Genomic DNA, 18,764 nt, shown 5'->3' with positions numbered 1-18,764 from the left:
CGCCGTCTCGTCTTCAGCGCATGGGCCGGGACTCCGAGACCGTGTGGACATCCAACGAGACGCCGACTCGGGTCAGTCCGGCCGACGCCACCCTGAACTCCTTGATGTGCGGAGTGTCGAAGTGCTCGTCGAGGGCCTGTTGCGAGACCCACCGTTCGTACACGCGGATACGTCGCTCGTCGCCGGGGTCCGCCGTCATGGCGTAGTCGAGGCAACCCGGCTCCTCCTCCCGGGTCCGGTGTCCCAGTGCGACGAGATGCCCCAGCATCACGTCACGGTCGCCGGGTTCGTAGTCCATCCAGCCGGCGACGACAATTGCCTCAGTCATGTCAGTCACACGTCCCTCCACGGTCGTGACCGTGGGCCCGTCGCCGATGGGGAGTCGGTGACGGGCCCACGGCGTACTCAGCTGCCGAGCGCCGCCGGGACACTGTCCACGGTGACCGTGCCCCGCTCGCCGTCGACCGTGATCACCATGCCGTCGCGCAGCCGTCGCGTCCCGTTCTCGACGGAGATCACGGCCGGGATGCCCAGCTCACGGCAGACCACCACGGCGTGGCTGTTGAGCGCGCCCACGTCCACGACGGCCGCACCGGCGACCAGGAACAGCGGGGTCCAGGCCGCGTCCGTGATCGGCGCGACCAGCACCTCGCCGGGCTCCAGCGCCTCGCACGAGGCCGGGTCGGTGACCACCCGTACGGTGCCCGTGTACGTGCCGTGGCTGCCGCCCACGCCGCCGAGCACATCGCCCTCGACGGCCGCCGGGGTCCGCTCCTCGGCACGCCGAGGCCAGGTGTCGATCTCGGTCTGCGCGTTGTCGGCGACGAAGAACGGCGGCTCAAGCTCGTGCAGCCCCGCGTACTCCTCCAGCCGCTGCGCGATGACGGCGCCGAAGGACTCCGGGGCGGCGACATAGTCGTCCAGCTCGGTGTCCAGCAGCATCATCACGTCCTCGGGCCGGCCGAACAGCCCCGCCTCGACGCCCCTGCGGCCCAGCTCCCGTACGGCCATCCGGATCTCGTTGACGACGATGACGCAGTTCGCCTTGGTGCGCTCGCGGGCCGGGATCCACACCTGGGAGGCGTGCATGCCGGCGTCGAACACGGGCTGCGTCTCCTCGGGCAGTGCGGCCCGGATCTCCCGCGCCGTCCGCTCACGCCCCTCGGTCAGCCGGGTTCGGCGGGCGGCCGGGGAGTCGTCGTGGGGGCTGTGCCGGATCCGGTCGACCAGGGCCAATGCCTGGACGGGGGCCGCCTCCCAGGACAACGCGTGGATGTCCCACTCGTTGGGGCCCCGGTCGCCGGACTCCGCCAGGAACTCCTCGAAGGAGTCCCGGAACGACTTCACGTCCCCGGTCGCGGTGTCGAGCGCCTCCTCCACCGCGGCCGTACCCCGGTCGAACAGCGCGGTCAGCTCCGCCGAGGCGGCCACCTGGCGGGACAGCGTCCACAGCCCGGTCGAGGGGGAGGCGGAGTCGACGTCACCGAGACCGCCGATCAGGTCGAGCATGGCGCCGGGGCGGTCCACGCTCGCGCAGAGCGGGCCGAGGATCGCCGGTCCCACGGACGCGGGCAGCGACGACTCGACGTGCCGCTGGAAGGTCGTCTCCACCTCGTCCAGCAACGACCGTGCGTGTGCGACCAGTTCGGCGTCGGACAACTGGGCCGGGTCGGGGCGCGTACGGCGCAGGGCGCGCAGCCGTTGCCGGTCGGCGTCGGCCTCGGGGAAGCCGGCCTGGCCGAGCATCCGACCGAGCGTCGCGCCCGCCTTGCCGGTGAGCTCCTCGTCCTGGTCGTCCGGGTGCGCCACGTACGCCGGGGTGTCCGAGCGCTGTCCGACGAAGGCCGCGTCGATCTGGTCCGCGGTCTGGCCCATCCGGATGCCGAACAGCCGCATGTGGGACAGGTTCAGGTAGAAGTGGCCGCCGAACATGCCGACGAACGGGGGCCGGTCCCCGGCGACCTCCTCCTCGCGGTAGATGCCGAAGCCGACGAAGCCGTTGCGCCAGCCCTGCAGGCCGCGTCCCCAGACCAGGGTCCAGCCCAGCGGGCTCGCGGGGTCCGGCAGGGTCTCGCCCGCGTTGGCCCGGGTGTAGTGCGGCAGCCGCTCACTGCGCTGCCAGTCCGTGATCCAGCTCTTCATGACCGAGATCTCCCGCTGTCCGTACCCGTACCCGTAGCCGTCCCCGTAGCCCTGCTCGTACCGGTGTCCGTGGCCATGTCCGTACCGGCGCCCGACCCGGCCCGTCCGCCGCCTACCACTGCGCCGTTCCGCCGTCGACGCTGATCAGCGTGCCGGTGATACCCGCGCCTGCGTCGCTCGCGAGCAGCGAGGCGACCGCGGCGACCTGCTCCACGGTGGTGATCTGCTTGGTGGCGGCGTGCTCGGCGAACCGGCCGAGCCACTCCTCGTAACTGATGCCCTCGGCCTCGGCCGCGGCGGGACCGGCGGCCCGCATGAGGTCGGTGTCGACGGCGCCGGGGCAGATCGCGTTGCAGGTGATGCCCTGGGTGCCGTACTCGAAGGCGGTCGCCTTGGTCAGGCCGTGGATGGCGTGCTTGTTGGTGATGTAGTGGCTGATCGCGGGCTTGTTGGCCTGCTTGCCCTCCACCGACGAGATGTTGATGATGCGGCCCCAGCCGCCTGCCAGCATCTTCGGCAGCGCCCGGCGGGTGCCGTAGAAGTAGCCGTTGACGTTCAGGTTGAGGGCGTCGTGCCACGCCTCGTCGCTGAGCTGGTGGATCGGGGCGAAGCCGGAGCTGCCGCCCACGTTGTTGACCCAGATGTCGAGCCTGCCGAAGCGCTCGGCGGCGAAGTCGGCGAGGCCCTCGATGTCCTGCTGGCTGTTGGCGTCGCAGGGGTGGAAGACGGCCCGGTCCCCGGCGCCCATCTCCTCCAGGGCCTGCTTGCCCTTGACCTCGCTGCGGCCGCTGACCACGACCGTGGCGCCGTCGGCGAGGAAGGCCTCGGCGATGGCGCGGCCGATGCTGCGCGTGCTGCCCGTGATCACCGCTACACGTCCGTCGAGGCTGCCCTTAGCCACCATGGTGTTCTCCCGCGAGTCTTGTTGGTTGCTCACCTGGCGGCTCTGGAGGCCCCGGTGGGGCTCTGGTCCAGGTGCTGGTGAATGGTGCGGTGGAAGTGCTGGAGTCCGGGTTCGTTGCGTCCGAAGACGAAGTCGGTCCCGGCCGAGGCCAGGGCCTTGAGGCCCTGCTGAACTCCGTAGGTGGTCGCGTAGTCCTCGTCGCGGACCACCTCGTGGAACCACTCGCCGAACCGGTCGGCGGCGTGGCGTTCCTCGTCGGTGACCGCCGGTTCGCGCAGCAGGATGATCTGCTGGGTCACCGACTCGGTCGCCGTGCGGGGGAGTACGAGGGACACAGCGATCTTCTGGCGCCAGCCGCCGGCGATCGCCAGGCCCGGGAAGAGCCAGTAGATGGGTCCGACGCAGTCACCGGGGTCCCGCTGGTCCGGCGGCAGTTCGGCGGCCTGCGCGATGGGGCGCAGGGCCGGTGCGATGCGCTGGTGGGGGCCCCAGGTGTCGTGGGCCATCATGTTGGAGAGGTTCGTCTCGAACACCGTCTTCGGGTGCAGCGAGGCGAAGTGGTACGTCTCCAGGTACCCGTCGAGGGTGACCTTCCAGTTGGGGCTGGTCAGCTCGCCGGTGGAGTAGTGGTGGCACTCCGCCAGCCGCAGGCCCTCCAGGAGCGGCAGCAGATCGCCCAGCCAGCCGTCCAGGTCGGGTTCGGCCGCCGGGTCGAGCGAGACGAAGACGATCCCCGCGCGCTCCCCGGCCGGGAGCCGGACCAGGCTGCGGCCCTCGCGCGGAACCTCGCCGAAGGTCTTCTCCGCGTACACGCCCCGCAGCTCGCCGGCCAGGTCGTAGGACCAGGAGTGGTACGGGCAGGTGAGCCGCTTCGACACCCCGCAGCCGGGTTCGATGAGCTTGGCGCCCCGGTGCCGGCAGGCGTTGATCATCGCGTGCACGGCACCCTGCCGGTCACGGGTGATCAGTACGGGGATGCCGAGCACGTCGATCGCCTTGTAGGTGTTCGGCCCGGGCAGCTCGCAGGACATGGCGAGCGGCAGCGGGACGCTGCGGTGCACGGCGTCCGTCTCGCGCTGCCAGCGGTCGGCGTCGAGGTAGTTGGCCACGGGTTCCGTCCACTGGCCGTCCGCCTCGTGCGTCGTGTTGGCGCGGTAATGCGCCATCACCCGCTCGACGAGTTCCGCCGCCTCGCGCCGCATCGCCTCCGACGACGCGTCGGTGGACCGGTCCTGGCTGATCCACGACGCGTATTCGGGGGTCGAGGGCGCGGACGGGACGGAGGGGGCCGGGACCGGCGTCCCGCGCCCGGCGCCTGCTTCCAGGATCTCCGGCGAACTGAGCTGGACCACGATGTCCTCACAATCTCCCCAGCCGCGAGCCGGTGACCGGCTTCCGAATGCGCCAACTGGGTTGTGTCCGAAACGACAACAGGACTTAGTGTGCTCTGTCAATAGAAAGTGTCGAAGAAGCCGCTCGGTGTTGCGTGGGGGTGGGTGTGATGGTCATGGCCCTGCCGTTCGAGGTGGGCGTGGTGGTGCGGGATCTCGAGTCGATGGAGCGCTTCTATCGTGACGTCATCGGCTGCCGGGTCGAGCACCGCTCGCGCGTACCGGAGTCGATCGGCGGTCCCGCCGGGCTCGGCGGCGAGCTGACGGTCGTCTGGCTGCGGGTGCCCTCCGGAGGGTGCGTCAAGTTGATCCGTCCCCGGTCGGGCGTGGTGTCGGGGCATGCGGTGCCCTGGTCGACCGGACGCCCCGGACTGTCGTATCTCACCTTCCACGTGGGCGACTTGGATCCGGTGGTGGAGGGGCTGCGGACCGCCGACGCCCGCCCCCTGTCGGACCCGGTCGTCGTCCTCGCGCGCGGCAGGCGGATCAGCTTCTGGGCGGATCCGGAGGGCAATGTCGTGGAGCTGGTGGACGGGCGGGGCGGCACCCAGGGGCCCGGGGCATAGTAATTAGAGACTCTGTTCAGTAAGGTGCCCACGTGCTGGTTACTGTAGACCGGCATAAGTAAGTCCGATCGCTTGGCAACCTCCCTCGGACGAAGGGGCGGACGATGGCTCAACGAGCGTCGACGGCATCGAAGAAATCCACGCAGGTAAACCCCCAGGTCACCCCGCAGGTCGGCCCGCGCGTGGTCAAGGACCTGCACGAGCGAATGGTGCGCATCCGGCTGTTCGAGACCGAGGCGGGCAAACTCATGGAGGCGGGCAAACTGCCCGGCTTTCTGCACCTCTATGTCGGCCAGGAAGCCGTGGCCGCCGGAGTGATGACGGCCCTGCGCGACGACGACCAGATCACCTCCACGCACCGAGGCCACGGGCACGCCGTCGCCAAGGGCGTCGGCTTCCGCGCGATGTACTCCGAGCTGTACGGCAGGGTCACCGGCGCCTGCCTCGGCCGCGGCGGCAGCATGCACATCAACGACCTCACCCGCGGCATGCTCGGCGCCAACGGCATAGTCGGGGCCGGCGTCCCGATCGCCGTAGGGGCCGCTTTCGCCGCCCGCTACAAGGGCGAGGACAGCGTCGCCGTGACCTTCTTCGGTGACGGTGCCACCAACATCGGCGCCTGGCACGAGGGCGCCAACATGGCCGCGATCCTCGGTCTGCCCGTGGTCTTCGTCTGCGAGAACAACGGCTACGCCGAGTTCACCCCGCAGTCCGGACACATGCTGCTCACCGATGTCGCCGACCGGGCGGCCGCCTACGGCATGCCCAGCGTCATCGTCGACGGCATGGACGCGGTCGCCGTCCACCGCGCCGCCACCGAAGCCGTCGAACGAGCCCGGCGGGGCGAGGGCCCGATGATGATCGAGGCCAAGACCTACCGCTTCTTCGACCACCAGGGAGTCAAGGGCCTGCGGCACCCCTACCGCTCGGACGAGGAGGTCGCCGAGTGGAAGACCCGCGACCCCATCGACGTCATCGAGGCCCGGGCGATCGCCGACGGCACCGCGACCCGCGCGGAGCTGGACGACGTATGGCAGCGCACACGCGACGAGATCGCCGAGGCCATCGCCTACGCCGAGTCGAGCCCGCTGCCCGACCCTGCCGACCTGCTGCTCAACGTCTACTCGGGATGACCGCCATGACCGTGACGACCACGCCCACGCCCACCGAAGCGCCGGCCCTCACCCCGAATGCCGACGGCCGCAAACTCAGCTACGTCAAGGCCTTCAACGAGGGCCTCGCACAGGCCATGCGCGAGGACGAGAACGTCTTCGTCGCCGGTGAGGACGTCGCCGGTTACGGCGGCGTGTTCCGGATGTTCGACAACCTGCTCGACGAGTTCGGCCCCCGCCGCATGATCGACACCCCGATCTCCGAGGCCGCCCTGGTCGGACTCGGCGTGGGAGCGGCCGCCCGGGGCCTGCGCCCCGTCGTCGACCTGATGTTCATGGACTTCATCGGCGTCTGCCTCGACCAGATCGTCAACCAGGCCGCGAAGATGAAGTACATGTTCGGCGGCGGGCTGTCCGTGCCGCTCACCATCACCACCGCCTCCGGCGCGGGCCTCGGCGCCGCCGCGCAGCACAGCCAGAGCCTGGAGGCGTGGCTGGCCCATGTGCCGGGCCTCAAGGTGGTGATGCCGAGCGACGCGTACACCGCCAAGGGCCTGACCGTCTCGGCCATCCGGGACGACAACCCGGTCGTCGTCATGCTCAACAAGGTCCTCCTCGGCAGCGCCAGCGAGGTGCCCGAGGGGATCTACGGCATCCCGCTGGGCCAGGCGCACACCGCGCGGCACGGCTCGGACGTCACCGTGGTCGCCCTGGGCCGCATGGTCGGGGAAGCCCTCGCGGCGGCCGACGATCTCGCCGCCGAGGGCGTGGAGATCGAGGTGATCGACCCGCGTACCGTGCAGCCGCTGGACACCGAGACGATGTTCGCCTCCGTCCGCCGCACCAACCGGGTGCTCGTGGTGCACGAGGCGGTCACCTTCGGCGGGCTCGGGGCGGAGATCGCCGCCCAGATCCAGGACGTGGTCTTCGACTACCTGGACGCGCCGGTCCTGCGCATCGGCGCTCCCTTCGCTCCGGTGCCCTTCTCTCCTGCGCTGGAGAAGGCGTACGTGCCCGATCGCGCCCGCATCGCCCAGGGCTGCCGGCGTCTCCTCGAAAGGTCGTGACCGACATGGCGGTCGAGGTTCTGCTGCCGAAGATCGGCCTGACCATGCAGGAAGGCACGATCGACGAATGGCTCGTGCCCACCGGCGCGGCCGTCGCGGAGGGCGACGCGTTGCTGCGGCTGGCCACCGACAAGGTGGACGTCGATGTCGAGGCGGAGGCCGGGGGCCTGTTCCACCCGGCGGTCCCGGCGGGTGCCACCGTCCCGGCCGGCGCCCTCATCGGCTGGCTCCTGGCCGAGGGCGAACAGCCCCCGGGGACGGCGGACACGCCGACGCCCGCCTCCGGCGGCGGTGCGGGGCGGCCCGCCGGGGCCGGGTCTGACGGTGGTCCGTTCGCCGGGTCCCCCTTGGGTGGTGGCGGTGTGGGCGGGGCCTCCGCCGGGGCGGGGGCTGGCGCGGACATGTCTGCCGGGTCGGCCTGGGCCGTTGGCCCTGCGGGTCCGGGTGTGCTGTCGGCCTCCGGCGGCGGTGCGGGGAGGTCCGCTGGGGCCGGGTCTGATGGTGGTCCGTTCGCCGGGGCCGCTTTGGGCGGTGGTCCTGTGGGTCCGGGTGTGCTGCCTGGCTCCGGCGGTGGACCGCGTACGCCCGCCGGATCCGGCGCGGGCCCGTTCGACGGGTCCCTTCTCGGCGGTGGCGGTGTGGGTATGCCTGCCCGGGCCGCGCTCGACGGGTCTGGGTTGGGCGGCGGGCCCGCTGTGTCGGGTGTGTCGGGCGTCCTCGGCGGTGGTGCCGCTGCGAGTGGTGTGCCTGGTCCCGGTGGCGTCGCGGGTGCGGCCCCCGCCGGCACCGGTGCGGCCCCCGGCGTCGGTGGGCGCCTGCTGGCCTCGCCGAACGCTCGGCGCGTCGCCGTGGCCGGTGGTGTCGACCTCACCGCCGTACGGGGTACGGGACCAGGTGGCCGGATCGTCTCCGAGGACGTGGAGGAGTTCCGCGCCGCCATGCCCGACGACCTCCCCGGCGACCCCGTGGTGCTGCCGGTGCAGCCGGGCGGCACCTCGCCGCTGGTCCGCAAGCTGGCCAGGGAACGGGGCATCGACCTCGCCGGCGTCAACGGCACCGGGCCCGGCGGCCGAATCCGCCGCTCCGACCTCGACGCCGCGACCGTCACCCCGGCGCCAGTTCGCCGTAACGCGGCGGCGGCCCCTCAGCCCGGCGACGTCCTCCCGCTCACCGGCATGCGCGGCACCATCGCCCGCAGGATGCACGCCAGCCTCCAGGAGATGGCCCAGCTGACGCACGGCTACGAGGTGCGGATGGACGCCGTGGTGTCCCTGCGGGACCGGCTCAAGGAGGAGTGGGCCGACAGCGAACTGCCGGTGCCCAGCCTGGGCGACTTCCTGATGAAGGCCGCTGCCCTGGCCCTGCGTGCGCACCCCCTGCTCAACGCGACCGTGCGCGAGGACGGTGTCCATCTGCTCGAAGGCATCCACCTGGGCTTCGCGGTGGCCGTTCCGGGCGGCCTCATGGTCCCCGTGATCGAGGACGCGGTGACACTGCCGCTGCCCGAGATCGCCCGCCGGTCGAAGGATCTCGCCCAGGCCGCCCGGGAGGGGCGGATCTCCCCGGCCCAACTGGAAGGAGCCACCTTCACCGTCACCTCACTCGGCGGGTACGGCGTCGACTTCTTCACCCCGGTGATCAACCCCGGCAATGTCGCGATCCTCGGGGTGGGCCGGCTCAGGGACGGAGTCGAGTGGGTGGACGACCGGCCCTCGCGGACCCGCGTGCTCACCCTGAGCCTCACCTTCGACCACCGTGCCGTCGACGGGGCACCCGCCGCCGAATACCTGCGCACGGTCGGGGAGTTGCTGCGCACACCGCTCCGCCTGCTGGTGTGAGCGGAGTACCGCGCGGAGTGCTACACGGCAGGGTCGGCGATCCGTTCCGCGAGCTCGCCGACCTCGCGGACGAACGAGCGGTGCCCCAGCGACCGGTAGACGTCGTCGCCCCGCACCTGCGAGATCGCCGAGGTCTCCAGCAGCGCCAGCAGTCCCAGGCCGATCACCGCCGCCTCGGCGTCGGAGACGGACGCGCGGGCCTTACGGATCAGCCGCACCAGTTCCTCCAGCAGCTCCGTACGGCTCTGCTGGCGCAGCGCCTCCGCGTCCTGGCTCATCCCGGCCGACGACACGAAGAACACGGTGGCGGCGGACCGGTGCTCGCCCATCCAGGCCAGCAGCGTGGTGACGGAAGCGGCGATGTCCGAGCCGGGCTCATGGCCCTCCGTGACCGCCTGCAACTGCTCGCGCAGCGCGGCGGCGAACGCCCGCATGGCCTCCGCCAGGACCTGGTCCTTGGAGGAGAAGTGGTAGTACACCGCCGCGGAGGTCATCTCGGCGCGCGCGGCGATGTCGGCCACCGTCACCTCGTCCGGCGGCTGCGTCGCGAACAGCTCCGTGGCCGCCTCGATCACCCACTGCTTCCGCGACGGGCGGTGGGCGGCGCGGGTTCCGGATGTCGTCATACTGTCAAGTATGCCGGGATCCCGGCGCCCCGGAGGCCAATGTGCAGCGGGAATTATGCGGATGGGCGATCTTAGTTACTGGATACACTGGTCAGTACGCAGGGCCCACGGACGCGGGGGACACGCCAAGCCGGCAGGAGCATGATGGCCACGACGAACAACGGCAAGCAGCCTGCCCACCGACCCTCGAGACGGCTGCACATCATCACCGCCGCCGTGCGGGTGTTCGGCCGCAGAGGCTTCGCGGAGACCAGCATCCAGGACATCGCCGACGAGGCACAGGTGGTCCCCACCGCTGTCTACTACCACTTCGACGGCAAGGAGGAACTGCTCGAACTCGCCATGCGCCGTGTCTTCGACCAGCTCAACGCGGTCGTGGAGGCGGCCCGGCCGGAGTCCGAGCCGGGTGACGCGGAGGGCCTGGTCCGCGTCATCGACGCGGTGTGGGAGTGGGTGGAGAAGAACCCGGACGAGGCCCGCCTCTACCAGGTACAGGTCGCCTCGGCCAACGGCAGCGTCAAGGTCCTGCGGGACGAGTTCGAGCAGCGGCACATCCAGCGCGGCTACGACTACCTGCCCGAGAGCACCACCCGCAGCCCCCGGGCGGCGAAGGCGAGGCACGCGGCGCAGGCGCTCGCGGTCCGCACACTGATCAGCACGACCATGCTGGTCACCGCGCTGCGGGCGGAGGGCGGACCGCTGTCCCAACTTCCCTCACAGTCCGTGCTCGAGGCGGTCAGGGAGCTCGCGCTGCGCATCGTCGCCACCGAACAGGAGCCGACGCCGCCCACACCGCCCACTCGGGGCCCCCAGCGGAAGAAGCCGGCCGTCGCCGGCGCCACTGACCTGACCTGACTCCCTCCGCCTCTCACACCGTCAGGACCGAGCAGGCGCTGATTCCGGGCGCCCCGTACACATGGGTGAAGCCCACCCGGGGCGCGCCGGGCACCTGGAGACCGGGCGCCCGGCCCTGCAACTGCCGTACGACCTCGTGGAACTGGCGCAGCCCGGAGGCGCCGACCGGCTCCCCGCCCGCCAGACAGCCGCCGTCGGTGTTGACCGGTATCCGGCCCGTGGGATCCGTGGCCCCGGCGGCCAGCAGTTCCTCCTGCTCGCCGTGTGCGCACAGGCCGGTCTCCGCGAGGTGGATCAGTTCCGAGCCGCTGTCGGTGTCCTGGAGTTGGGCGACCTGGACATCGGCCGGTCGTACTCCCGCCGCCTGGAAGGCCGCCTCGGCGGCGTCGACGCTGGGGCTGTGATGCGGTCCTGGCGGCAGCCAGGGCGAGAACACCTCGAACGAACCGAACCGCCGGGTACGGAACGCCAACGACGCCAGTTTCACGGGTCGTTCGCACAGGTCGAACGCACGGTCTCCAAGTGCCAGCACCAGGGCCGCCGCGCCCTGACCGGGAGAACAGAACATGTACTGGGTGAGCGGGGGACTGACCTCGGCGGAGTCGAGGATCTCCTGTTCCGTCAGCGGCTTGCGCCGCCAGGCCAGGGGATGCCGCGAGCCGTTGCGGAAGGCACGCGCGGCGACCATCGCCAACGCACGCTCCGAGATCCCGTGCTCGTACAGGTAGCGCTGGGTCTTCAGCGCGAAGAACTGGGTGGTCAGCATCATCCCGGTCTCGGCATACCAGTCGCCCAGGCCGTAACGGGCCGCGGAGACATGGAACGCGCCCCGCTCGTGCTTGTCGAACCCCACCGCCAGTCCCACGGACGCCTCGCCCGCGCGCAGCGCGTTGGCGACCGCGAGCACGGTGGAGGCACCGGTCGCGCAACCGTTCTGTACGTTGACGAAGGGCACACCGGTCAGACCCAGTCGGCCCACCAGGGTGTCGGGCTTGCCGGACACGTCGGAGCCGCCGGCCGCGAAGCCGATGTCCTCCCAGGCCACGCCGGCGTCGGCCAGCGCCTCGCGTATCGCGCCCTCGGCCATGTCCATGCCGGTGACGCTCTCGTCGCGGCCGAAGGGACGCATCCCGCAGCCGACCACGTACACATCGTCGCGCCCGCTCATCGCTCCCCGTCCCGCTCCCCGTCCCGCTCCCCGTCCCGCTCCCCGTCCCGCTCCGCGCGGAACGCGAAGGTCACCACGTCGGTCCCGTCGTCGTCCCGATACGCGGGAACCGTGGTCAGTCGTACCGGCAGACCGATCCGGATCTCCGTACGCGGAACGGTCAGCAGCGCCTCGACCAGCACCTCGCCGAGGTCCACATAGCCCACGTGATAGGGCCGGTGGCCGTCGGCGGGCGTCCGGTACGGCGGTTTCGGCGGGAACGCCTGGCGCGTCCACGACCACACGCGCCCACGCACCGGCAGTACCTGTGCGGACATCACCCCGTCCGAACACCGGGGGCAGGAGCCCTGCCAGGGGAAGACGACGGTGTCGCACCCCGAGCAGCGGGCGCCCGCGAGACGCGGTGGCTCCCCGTCACCCGTCCCGGGGTTCCTCGGGTTCTCGAACAGCGACTCGTCGATGAGCCTGGTGGACATGTCCGTCCCTCCCTTCCTTTTCACAGGTGTCACCAGTCCTTCGGTGTCACCAGCCCAGCAGACCGGCCAGCCGTTCCCGATGGTGTGCGGCGCCGCCCAGCAGCACCGCGTCGGACTGGGCGCGCCGGAAGTACAGGTGCGCGTCGTGCTCCCAGGTGAAGCCCATCCCGCCGTGCAGCTGTACGCACTCGGCGGCGACGGAGACGAACGCCTCGCCGCACCACGTCTGGGCCACCGCCGCCGCCTCGGCCAGCGCCTGCGGGGAGCCGTCCGTGAGGACCGCGCGCACCACGGCCGACCGTGCGGCCTCGACCTTGAGCAGCATGTCGGCGCAGGCGTGCTTGACGGCCTGGAAGCCGCCGATCGCCCTGCCGAACTGGGTACGGTCGCGCACATGGGCCACCGTCATGTCCAACGCGGCCTGCGCGCCGCCCAGTTGCTCGGCGGCCAGCGCCACCAGGGCCACGTCCAGCGCGCGGGAGACGATGTCCGCCCCCTCGCCGCCGGCGGTCAGCGCCCGTGCCCGGGCGCCGGAGAAGGTGACCACCGCCTGGCCCCGGCTGAGGTCCAGGGTGGGCACCCGGCGCACGGTGACCCCTGGCTCGCGCGGGTCGGCGAGGAAGAGGTCGACGCCGTCGGTCCCGGCCGCGGCCACCACCAGACCCTCCGCGTCCGCGCCGTCGAGGACGAACGGCGCGGTGCCGTCCAGCAGCGGGGTGCCGCCGTGCCAGGAGACGGCCACCGGCACGGCGTCGGCCCGCCATGTCCCGTCGGGCGATGCCACCGCCAGAGCGTGCACGGCGCCCTCGGCCAGTCCGGCCAGCGCCTTGTCGGCCGTACCGCAGCCGGCCAGCACCTGCCCGGCCAGCACGGTGGAGGACAGCAGCGGCACCGGGGCCAGTGTTCTGCCCAGTTCCTCGCAGACCATGGCGATCTCGGCGAGACCGCCGATGCCTCCGGCCGCCTCGGGCAGCCCCAGGCCCGCGAGCCCGACCTGCCGGCCGAGGGCGTCCCACAGGCCGGCGTCGATGCCTGGGGCCGCTTCGGAGAGGCGGCGTACGGCGGCGGTGCCGCCGGCGTCAGCGCACACCGACCGTACTGTCTCGCGGAGGTCCTCCAGCTCGGTGTCCGACAGGGCTGTGCCTTCGGTGACGGTGCTGGTCATCGCGTGCTCCCGCTGTCGTCGTACTGCTCCGGCCGCTCCCGCTTCCGCAGCGCGCTGTGCGCGGCCGCCATCCGGGCCACCGGCACGCGGTGCGCGGAACAGGAGACGTAGTCGAGGCCGAGGTCGTCGCAGAACGCGATCGACTCGGGGTCGCCGCCGTGCTCACCGCACACACCCAGCTTGATGCCGGGCCGCACCTGCCGGGCCCGCTCGACCGCCAGGGCGATCAGCGCGCCGACGCCGTGCGGATCGAGCCGCGCGAACGGACTGGCGGTCAGAAAACCGCGTTCCTGGTAGTCGGCGAGCACCTGGCGCTCGACGTCGTCCCGGGAGAACCCGTAGGTCAGCTGGGTGAGGTCGTTGGTGCCGAAGGAGAAGAACTCGGCGTGCTCGGCGAGTTCCCCGGCCAGCAGCGCGGCCCGGGGGGTCTCGATCATCGTGCCGAGCCGGTAGGGGACCTCCACCCCGGTGCGGGCGGCGACCGCGTCGGCGGCACCCCGTACGTACGCGGCCGCTGCGGCGAGCTCCTCCGGCAGGCTGACCAGCGGGATCATCACCTCCAGCGCCGGGCGCACGCCCGTCGCGGCGACCTCCGTCCAGGCAGTGAAGAGGGCCTCGGCCTGCGCCGGGTAGAGCCGCTCGTGCAGCAGCGCCAGCCGTACCCCGCGCAGCCCGAGCATCGGGTTCGCCTCGCGCAGTTCGGCGGCCCGCTGCTCCTCGGCCGCGTCCAGGGCGTGCCCGGGGGCGGGCAGGAACTCGTGCAGCGGGGCGTCCAGCAGGCGCACGGTCACCGGGCGGTCTCCGACGGCGGCCAGCAGCGCGCGAAAGTCCTCGTGCTGGGCCCGTTCCAGTCCCGACATCGCTTCGTCGCGTGCGGCCGGGTCGGCGGCCAGGAGCACCCTGCGGATCAGCGGCAGCCGCTCCCCGAGGAACTGGTGCTCCGTACGGCACAGCCCGACGCCCTCCGCGCCCAGCGCGAGAGCCGTGTCCACCTCGGCGGCCGTGTCGGCGTTGACGCGAACCCCCAGGCGGCGCGCGCCGTCGGCCCACTCCAGCAGGGTGGACAGCTCGGGCGGCGGTCCGGCCACACTGACGCTGAGCGTCCCGGCGTAGACGGCGCCGGTACGGCCGTCCAGCGAGACCGGATCGCCCTCGCGCACCAGCCGCTCCCCGAAGCGGACCGTCCCAGTGGCCACGTCCACGCGCAGCCCCTCGGCGCCGCACACGGCGGGCTTGCCGGCGCCCCGGGCCACCACGGCGGCGTGCGAGGCGATGCCGCCGCTGCCGGTCAGTACGGCGGCGGAGGCCAGCATTCCCGGGACGTCCGCCGGGGTCGTCTCGGCGGCCACAAGCACGACCCGCGTACCGTCCGCAGCCAGCTCCAGGGCACGTTCACTGGAGAGGACGACCACTCCGGTCGCGGCCCCCGGGGAGGCGGGGAGCCCCTTCACCAGGAGTTCCTCCCCGCCGGACAGCCGGAGCTGGGGATGCAGGAGTTCCTGCACCTGCGCGGGTGTGATCCGCCGTACGGCCTCCTCGCGGCCGATGGCGCCGTCCCGGGCCAGGTCGGCGGCCAGGCACACCGAGGCCCGCAGCGGCGGGCGGGGCTGCGCGGAGGCGGCGAGCAGGGAGATCTCGTCGTCGCGCACCTCGAAGTCGACCGACACCGGCGCCCGCAGATGACGCTCCAGGGTGAGCAGGGAGTGCTCGAGCAGAGCGGTACCGCCCGCGAGCCGGTCCAGCGGCTCCCCGGTGTGCGGTGGCGGGGCGCTGCGGCGCACCCCCCGGAAGAAGGACCCCTGCGGGGCGAGACGCCCGGTCTCGGGATCGCGGCTGACGGCCGTGCCGTACCCCGAGTGGTCAGCCGGGCCGATGCGCAGGGCCTGCACATGCAGGGCGAGCGCCAGTTCGGCGGGCAGCCGCTGGGAGCGGCGGGACCTTCTCGCCCGTGGAGAGTCCCACCGGGCGAGGAGGGCGCGGGCGGCCAGCGCGAGCTGCTGCGCCGGGTCGTCGGGGAAGGGCCGGGAGCCGTGCTCCGCCGTCAGGGACAGCAGCACCTCCACCCGTTCCCGTGGTCCGGGCGTGTCCAGGACGGCGTCGTCGAGCAGCGCGCCCGGTACGTCGAGGGCGTACTCGGCGATCATCCGCACGGTGGCGGCCCACACCTCGTACAGCGCGTCCGCGCGCCCGATGACGGCGCACAGGGCGTCGGCACCGGCGGGGGCGAGGCCCAGGCAGGCCAGGTCCGGCGGCAGTCCGGCGATCTCGGTGGGAGCGCTCGCCGACAGCCGGAGCAGCAGCGGCCGGGCCGGGTCACCGATGTGGCGTCCCGACAGCTGTTCGACCAGTTCCACGGCGGCTTCGGCGGTGTCGGTCCCGCACAGCGAGGCGGCTGCGCCGGCGGGCACGGTGAGTCCCGGTACGACCGGCAGCCCGAGGGCCACCAGCCCGTCCATCGCCGCGCCGTGCGCGCCCAGCTCGTCGGCGTCCAGGCCCCGACTGCGCCCCTGCCCGTAGGGCACCAGGATCCGGCCGGGTGCCGTGAAGGCCGTCTCGGAGTGTGCGAGGGGGCCCGCCTCGCGGTCGGTGACGCTCAACCCCGGCTCCTGGTGACCAGCTCCTCTTCGCGGGCCTCGTCCTCGGCCCGGCTGATGCCCAGGACGAGCAGCAGTTCCTGGTGCAGCCGCATCCACACCGTGTGGTACGAGTCGCACAGCGGCGAGGCGAGCCAGGCCGGCGCGCCCTCGTCGAACCGGTCGAGGGCCTCCTCCAGGGCCGTCAGATACTGGCCGCTGCCCGCGAGCACCGGGCCCAGTCGGCGCAGCACGGGCTGGATGGCCTCGTGCACGTCCTCCAGCGACTCCCGTACCCCGGCGTCGTAGACGTCGTCGGAGTGGTCGTTGACGGAGCCGTCGGGACGGCACTGCCAGGCCGTGCACACATCGCGGATCTTCCGGTTGACCGGCAGGAACGCCTCGTAGGCCGCGGTGATCCGCTCCTCCCGCTCGGAACCGGCGGGCACCCGCAGGAGCCGCGCGGCGGCTTCCTTGGCCCGCTCGGTCGGCAGCACCACCGGCCCCTTCACCATTGCCAGGCCGGCGTCGACCAGCGGACGGTGCTCGGACTCCGGCCGGCCGCGCCACATACCCCGCAGCACGAGGTCGACGACCGCTTCGGTGAGGGGCTCGTCGGACGCGTCCGGAAGGTCCACGGCAGCAGATTGCATCGCCACACCTTTTGCTCGGTTCTGTGTTGCCCGGAGGTTACGCCCCGGCGGGCAGGTTAGTGAAGAGGGTCTCAAGAAACACTTTTGGCGGCGAGGAACGACGTCATGCGCTCCTGTGCCGCCGTGCCGCCCGCGAGGGAGGCGATCAGGCGTGCTTCCTCGGCGAGGTGGAAGCGCAGTTCCGCACCGCCGCCGGCGCGCAGCAGCCCCTTCGCGGCGCGCAGCGCGTCACCGGCGCCGGCTGCCAGGTCGGCCGCGGTCCGGTGTGCTGCCCGGTCCAGTTCCTCGTCCTCCACGCACCGGGAGACCAGGCCCCATTGTTCGGCGTCGTCGCCGGTCAGGACCCGGTTGGTCAGGATCAGGTCCGCCGCCCGGCGGGGGCCCACCAGGCGCGGCAGGAACCACGAGGCCCCGCAGTCCGGTGTGAGCCCGATCGCCGTGTACGCCAGCCGGAACCGCGCGGACCGGGCCGCCAGGACGATGTCACCCACGAGTGCCAGGCCGATCCCGCCGCCGGCGGCCGCGCCGCGCACGGCGGTCACCAACGGCACCGGCAGCTCGTACAGGGCCTGTATCGCGGCGTGCGCGGCGCTCGCCACCGCGTGCACATAGCCGCCGGTCTCCGCGCCGAGGCCGGCGAATGCGCGCAGGTCACCGCCCACGCAGAAACTGCCGCCCGCCGACCGCAGGAGCACCGCGCCGCCCGGATCGGCGGCCACCTCGGCGGTCGCGTCACGCAGCGCGTCGGCCGTCCCGAGATCCAGGGCGTTGCCCCGCCCGGGGGCGTCAAGTCTCACCTCGACGACCCCGTCGTCGTGGCGGACGATCCGGACCGGGTCGCTGCTCCGGGGGAGGGTCATGGTCTTGCTCCTGTCGTCTTCCCGTCGCCGGGTGCTTTCCGGCAAGATACTGAAGACGCTATACAGTTTCTAGAACGCGACGGGAGTCGATGCCCGTACGCCCGTCGGCGGGAGGCCCCGTGCCCATTCAGTTCGATGTCGATCCGGCTGTCGCCCAACTCGCCGTGTCCACGGCCGAGTTCGTCCGCGAGGTGGTCATCCCGGCCGAGCGTGAGTGCGGCGGGTCCGTGCACGACGCCCCCGAGGACCTGCGTCAGACTCTGCAGAAAGCCGCCCGTGAGGCGGGCGTGTTCGCCCCCCACGTACCGGCCCGCTGGGGCGGACACGGGCTCGACCTGCGGGGACAGGCGGTGGTGTTCGAAGCGGCGGGCTACTCGCTGCTCGGCCCGCTGGCCCTGAACTGCGCCGCCCCGGACGAGGGCAACATGCACCTCCTGGAGAAGGTGGCGACCGAGGAACAGCGGGAGAAATACCTGCGCCCGCTGGCCGCGGGCGACACCCGCTCCTGCTTCGCCATGACCGAACCCGCCCCGGGAGCGGGCGCCGACCCCCGGTCCCTGCGCACCACCGCGACCCGGGTGCCCGGCGGCTGGCGCATCGACGGCCGCAAGTGGTTCATCACCGGCGCCCATGGAGCGGGCTTCGCCATCGTCATGGCCCGCACCTCCGGCAGCCCCGGCGACCCGGGCGGCGCCACCATGTTCCTGGTCGACGCCGGCACCCCCGGTATGCGCGTCGTCCGGGACATCGAGACCCTCGACGAGTCGCTCTTCGCCGGGCACAGCGAGCTCGTCTTCGAGGAGTGCGTGGTGGGGGAGGAGCAGGTGCTCGGCGCTGTGGACCACGGCTTCGAGGGCGCCCAGGTACGGCTCGGCCCCGCCCGGATGACGCACTGCATGCGCTGGCTGGGGGCCGCTCGCCGCGCCCAGGACGTCGCGCTGGAGCGGGCCGGGAGGCGGATGGCGTTCGGCTCCACCCTGGGTGACCTCGGCATGGTCCAGCAGATGCTGGCCGACTCCGAGATCGACATCGAGGCGAGCCGCGCCCTGATCCTGCGTACCGCGTGGGAGCTGGACACCGGCTCCGCCGCCGCCTCGCAGCTCACCTCCGTGTCGAAGACCTTCGTGGCGGAGGCGGTGAACCGGGTGGTCGACCGGGCGGTCCAGATCTGCGGAGCCCTCGGCATCTCGGCCGCCGACGCCCCGCTGGCCCGCCTGTACCGGGAGGTCCGGCCGTTCCGGATCTACGACGGCCCGTCGGAGACCCACCGTTTCGCCATCGCCCGCCGAGCAGTGCGGCCGTACCGACAGCCGCGACAGGTGAACCAGGGGGGATGAACCAAGGGGATGAACCAGGAGGAATGACGGC

Annotated in this window: 17 protein-coding genes; 6 read left to right on the top strand and 11 right to left on the bottom strand. The window is 72.2% G+C overall.

Going from position 1 to position 18,764, the window contains the following annotated elements:
* Positions 1-13: 13 nt before the first annotated feature.
* The 4 genes from PV396_RS12410 to PV396_RS12395 form a co-directional block, all read right to left on the bottom strand.
* Positions 14-328 carry a putative quinol monooxygenase gene (locus PV396_RS12410; RefSeq protein WP_319203642.1) on the bottom strand — a complete coding sequence of 105 codons (315 nt, stop codon included), beginning with the start codon at positions 326-328 and terminating at the stop codon, positions 14-16.
* Positions 329-405: 77 nt separating this feature from the next.
* The gene (locus tag PV396_RS12405) at positions 406-2,142 is read right to left on the bottom strand and encodes a PEP-utilizing enzyme (RefSeq protein ID WP_319203640.1); all 1,737 of its coding nucleotides are present in this window, start codon (positions 2,140-2,142) and stop codon (positions 406-408) included.
* Positions 2,143-2,254: 112 nt separating this feature from the next.
* Complete coding sequence (locus tag PV396_RS12400; protein ID WP_319203638.1) at positions 2,255-3,079, bottom strand: SDR family NAD(P)-dependent oxidoreductase; 825 nt, start codon at positions 3,077-3,079, stop codon at positions 2,255-2,257.
* On the bottom strand, positions 3,076-4,398 hold the full coding sequence (locus PV396_RS12395; RefSeq protein ID WP_319203636.1) for an aromatic ring-hydroxylating dioxygenase subunit alpha: 1,323 nt from the start codon (positions 4,396-4,398) through the stop codon (positions 3,076-3,078). Before PV396_RS12395 ends, PV396_RS12400 begins: the two co-directional genes overlap by 4 nt.
* Positions 4,399-4,532: 134 nt before the next feature.
* Here PV396_RS12395 and PV396_RS12390 point away from each other — a divergent pair, with 134 nt between their 5' ends.
* From PV396_RS12390 to PV396_RS12375, 4 genes are all read left to right on the top strand, one after another.
* The gene (locus PV396_RS12390) at positions 4,533-5,003 is read left to right on the top strand and encodes a VOC family protein (RefSeq protein ID WP_319203634.1); all 471 of its coding nucleotides are present in this window, start codon (positions 4,533-4,535) and stop codon (positions 5,001-5,003) included.
* Between the two features lie 104 nt (positions 5,004-5,107).
* Positions 5,108-6,136, top strand: coding sequence for a thiamine pyrophosphate-dependent dehydrogenase E1 component subunit alpha (locus PV396_RS12385; protein ID WP_319203632.1), 1,029 nt, complete (start codon positions 5,108-5,110; stop codon positions 6,134-6,136).
* A 5-nt stretch (positions 6,137-6,141) separates the two neighbouring features.
* Entirely contained in the window at positions 6,142-7,182 is a 1,041-nt protein-coding gene (locus PV396_RS12380) for an alpha-ketoacid dehydrogenase subunit beta (RefSeq protein WP_319203630.1), read from the top strand.
* A gap of 5 nt (positions 7,183-7,187) precedes the next feature.
* On the top strand, positions 7,188-9,020 hold the full coding sequence (locus PV396_RS12375) for a 2-oxo acid dehydrogenase subunit E2 (RefSeq protein WP_319203628.1): 1,833 nt from the start codon (positions 7,188-7,190) through the stop codon (positions 9,018-9,020).
* 20 nt (positions 9,021-9,040) lie between these two features.
* On the opposite strand, the gene PV396_RS12370 is transcribed toward PV396_RS12375, so the two are convergent.
* Entirely contained in the window at positions 9,041-9,646 is a 606-nt protein-coding gene (locus PV396_RS12370) for a helix-turn-helix domain-containing protein (RefSeq protein ID WP_319203625.1), read from the bottom strand.
* 141 nt (positions 9,647-9,787) lie between these two features.
* Between PV396_RS12370 and PV396_RS12365 the strand changes: the two genes are divergently transcribed.
* On the top strand, positions 9,788-10,501 hold the full coding sequence (locus PV396_RS12365; RefSeq protein ID WP_319203623.1) for a TetR/AcrR family transcriptional regulator: 714 nt from the start codon (positions 9,788-9,790) through the stop codon (positions 10,499-10,501).
* 13 nt (positions 10,502-10,514) lie between these two features.
* On the opposite strand, the gene PV396_RS12360 is transcribed toward PV396_RS12365, so the two are convergent.
* From PV396_RS12360 to PV396_RS12335, 6 genes are all read right to left on the bottom strand, one after another.
* Positions 10,515-11,669 (bottom strand): thiolase family protein, encoded by a 1,155-nt coding sequence (locus PV396_RS12360; RefSeq protein WP_319203621.1) that lies wholly within the window; start codon positions 11,667-11,669, stop codon positions 10,515-10,517.
* Positions 11,666-12,145, bottom strand: coding sequence for a Zn-ribbon domain-containing OB-fold protein (locus PV396_RS12355; protein ID WP_319203619.1), 480 nt, complete (start codon positions 12,143-12,145; stop codon positions 11,666-11,668). The genes PV396_RS12360 and PV396_RS12355 overlap by 4 nt, the downstream gene beginning before the upstream one ends.
* 46 nt (positions 12,146-12,191) lie before the next feature.
* Complete coding sequence (locus tag PV396_RS12350) at positions 12,192-13,310, bottom strand: acyl-CoA dehydrogenase family protein (RefSeq protein WP_319203617.1); 1,119 nt, start codon at positions 13,308-13,310, stop codon at positions 12,192-12,194.
* Positions 13,307-15,907, bottom strand: a complete 2,601-nt coding sequence (locus PV396_RS12345; protein ID WP_319203615.1) for a putative PEP-binding protein — start codon at positions 15,905-15,907, stop codon at positions 13,307-13,309. Before PV396_RS12345 ends, PV396_RS12350 begins: the two co-directional genes overlap by 4 nt.
* Positions 15,904-16,536, bottom strand: a complete 633-nt coding sequence (locus tag PV396_RS12340; RefSeq protein ID WP_319203614.1) for a hypothetical protein — start codon at positions 16,534-16,536, stop codon at positions 15,904-15,906. The genes PV396_RS12345 and PV396_RS12340 overlap by 4 nt, the downstream gene beginning before the upstream one ends.
* Before the next feature lie 71 nt (positions 16,537-16,607).
* Positions 16,608-17,396 carry an enoyl-CoA hydratase/isomerase family protein gene (locus PV396_RS12335; RefSeq protein WP_319203612.1) on the bottom strand — a complete coding sequence of 263 codons (789 nt, stop codon included), beginning with the start codon at positions 17,394-17,396 and terminating at the stop codon, positions 16,608-16,610.
* Positions 17,397-17,515: 119 nt separating this feature from the next.
* Between PV396_RS12335 and PV396_RS12330 the strand changes: the two genes are divergently transcribed.
* Positions 17,516-18,733 carry an acyl-CoA dehydrogenase family protein gene (locus tag PV396_RS12330; protein WP_319203610.1) on the top strand — a complete coding sequence of 406 codons (1,218 nt, stop codon included), beginning with the start codon at positions 17,516-17,518 and terminating at the stop codon, positions 18,731-18,733.
* The last annotated feature ends 31 nt before the right edge of the window (positions 18,734-18,764 follow it).

The sequence above is a fragment of the Streptomyces sp. ME02-8801-2C genome, assembly GCF_033793965.1.
Taxonomy (GTDB): Bacteria; Actinomycetota; Actinomycetes; order Streptomycetales; family Streptomycetaceae; genus Streptomyces.
The sequence above is the reverse complement of the archived record's forward strand: the minus strand, read 5'-3'. Positions and strand labels throughout refer to the sequence as shown.

Bases quoted from the DNA above. Each gene is read 5' to 3' on its own strand.
- PV396_RS12340 (WP_319203614.1), bottom strand. From the start codon at position 16,536: ATGCAATCTGCTGCCGTGGACCTTCCGGACGCGTCCGACGAGCCCCTC.
- PV396_RS12335 (WP_319203612.1), bottom strand. From the start codon at position 17,396: ATGACCCTCCCCCGGAGCAGCGACCCGGTCCGGATCGTCCGCCACGAC.
- PV396_RS12355 (WP_319203619.1), bottom strand. From the start codon at position 12,145: ATGTCCACCAGGCTCATCGACGAGTCGCTGTTCGAGAACCCGAGGAAC.
- PV396_RS12350 (WP_319203617.1), bottom strand. From the start codon at position 13,310: ATGACCAGCACCGTCACCGAAGGCACAGCCCTGTCGGACACCGAGCTG.
- PV396_RS12380 (WP_319203630.1), top strand. From the start codon at position 6,142: ATGACCGTGACGACCACGCCCACGCCCACCGAAGCGCCGGCCCTCACC.
- PV396_RS12360 (WP_319203621.1), bottom strand. From the start codon at position 11,669: ATGAGCGGGCGCGACGATGTGTACGTGGTCGGCTGCGGGATGCGTCCC.
- PV396_RS12405 (WP_319203640.1), bottom strand. From the start codon at position 2,142: ATGAAGAGCTGGATCACGGACTGGCAGCGCAGTGAGCGGCTGCCGCAC.
- PV396_RS12370 (WP_319203625.1), bottom strand. From the start codon at position 9,646: ATGACGACATCCGGAACCCGCGCCGCCCACCGCCCGTCGCGGAAGCAG.
- PV396_RS12385 (WP_319203632.1), top strand. From the start codon at position 5,108: ATGGCTCAACGAGCGTCGACGGCATCGAAGAAATCCACGCAGGTAAAC.
- PV396_RS12375 (WP_319203628.1), top strand. From the start codon at position 7,188: ATGGCGGTCGAGGTTCTGCTGCCGAAGATCGGCCTGACCATGCAGGAA.
- PV396_RS12365 (WP_319203623.1), top strand. From the start codon at position 9,788: ATGATGGCCACGACGAACAACGGCAAGCAGCCTGCCCACCGACCCTCG.
- PV396_RS12410 (WP_319203642.1), bottom strand. From the start codon at position 328: ATGACTGAGGCAATTGTCGTCGCCGGCTGGATGGACTACGAACCCGGC.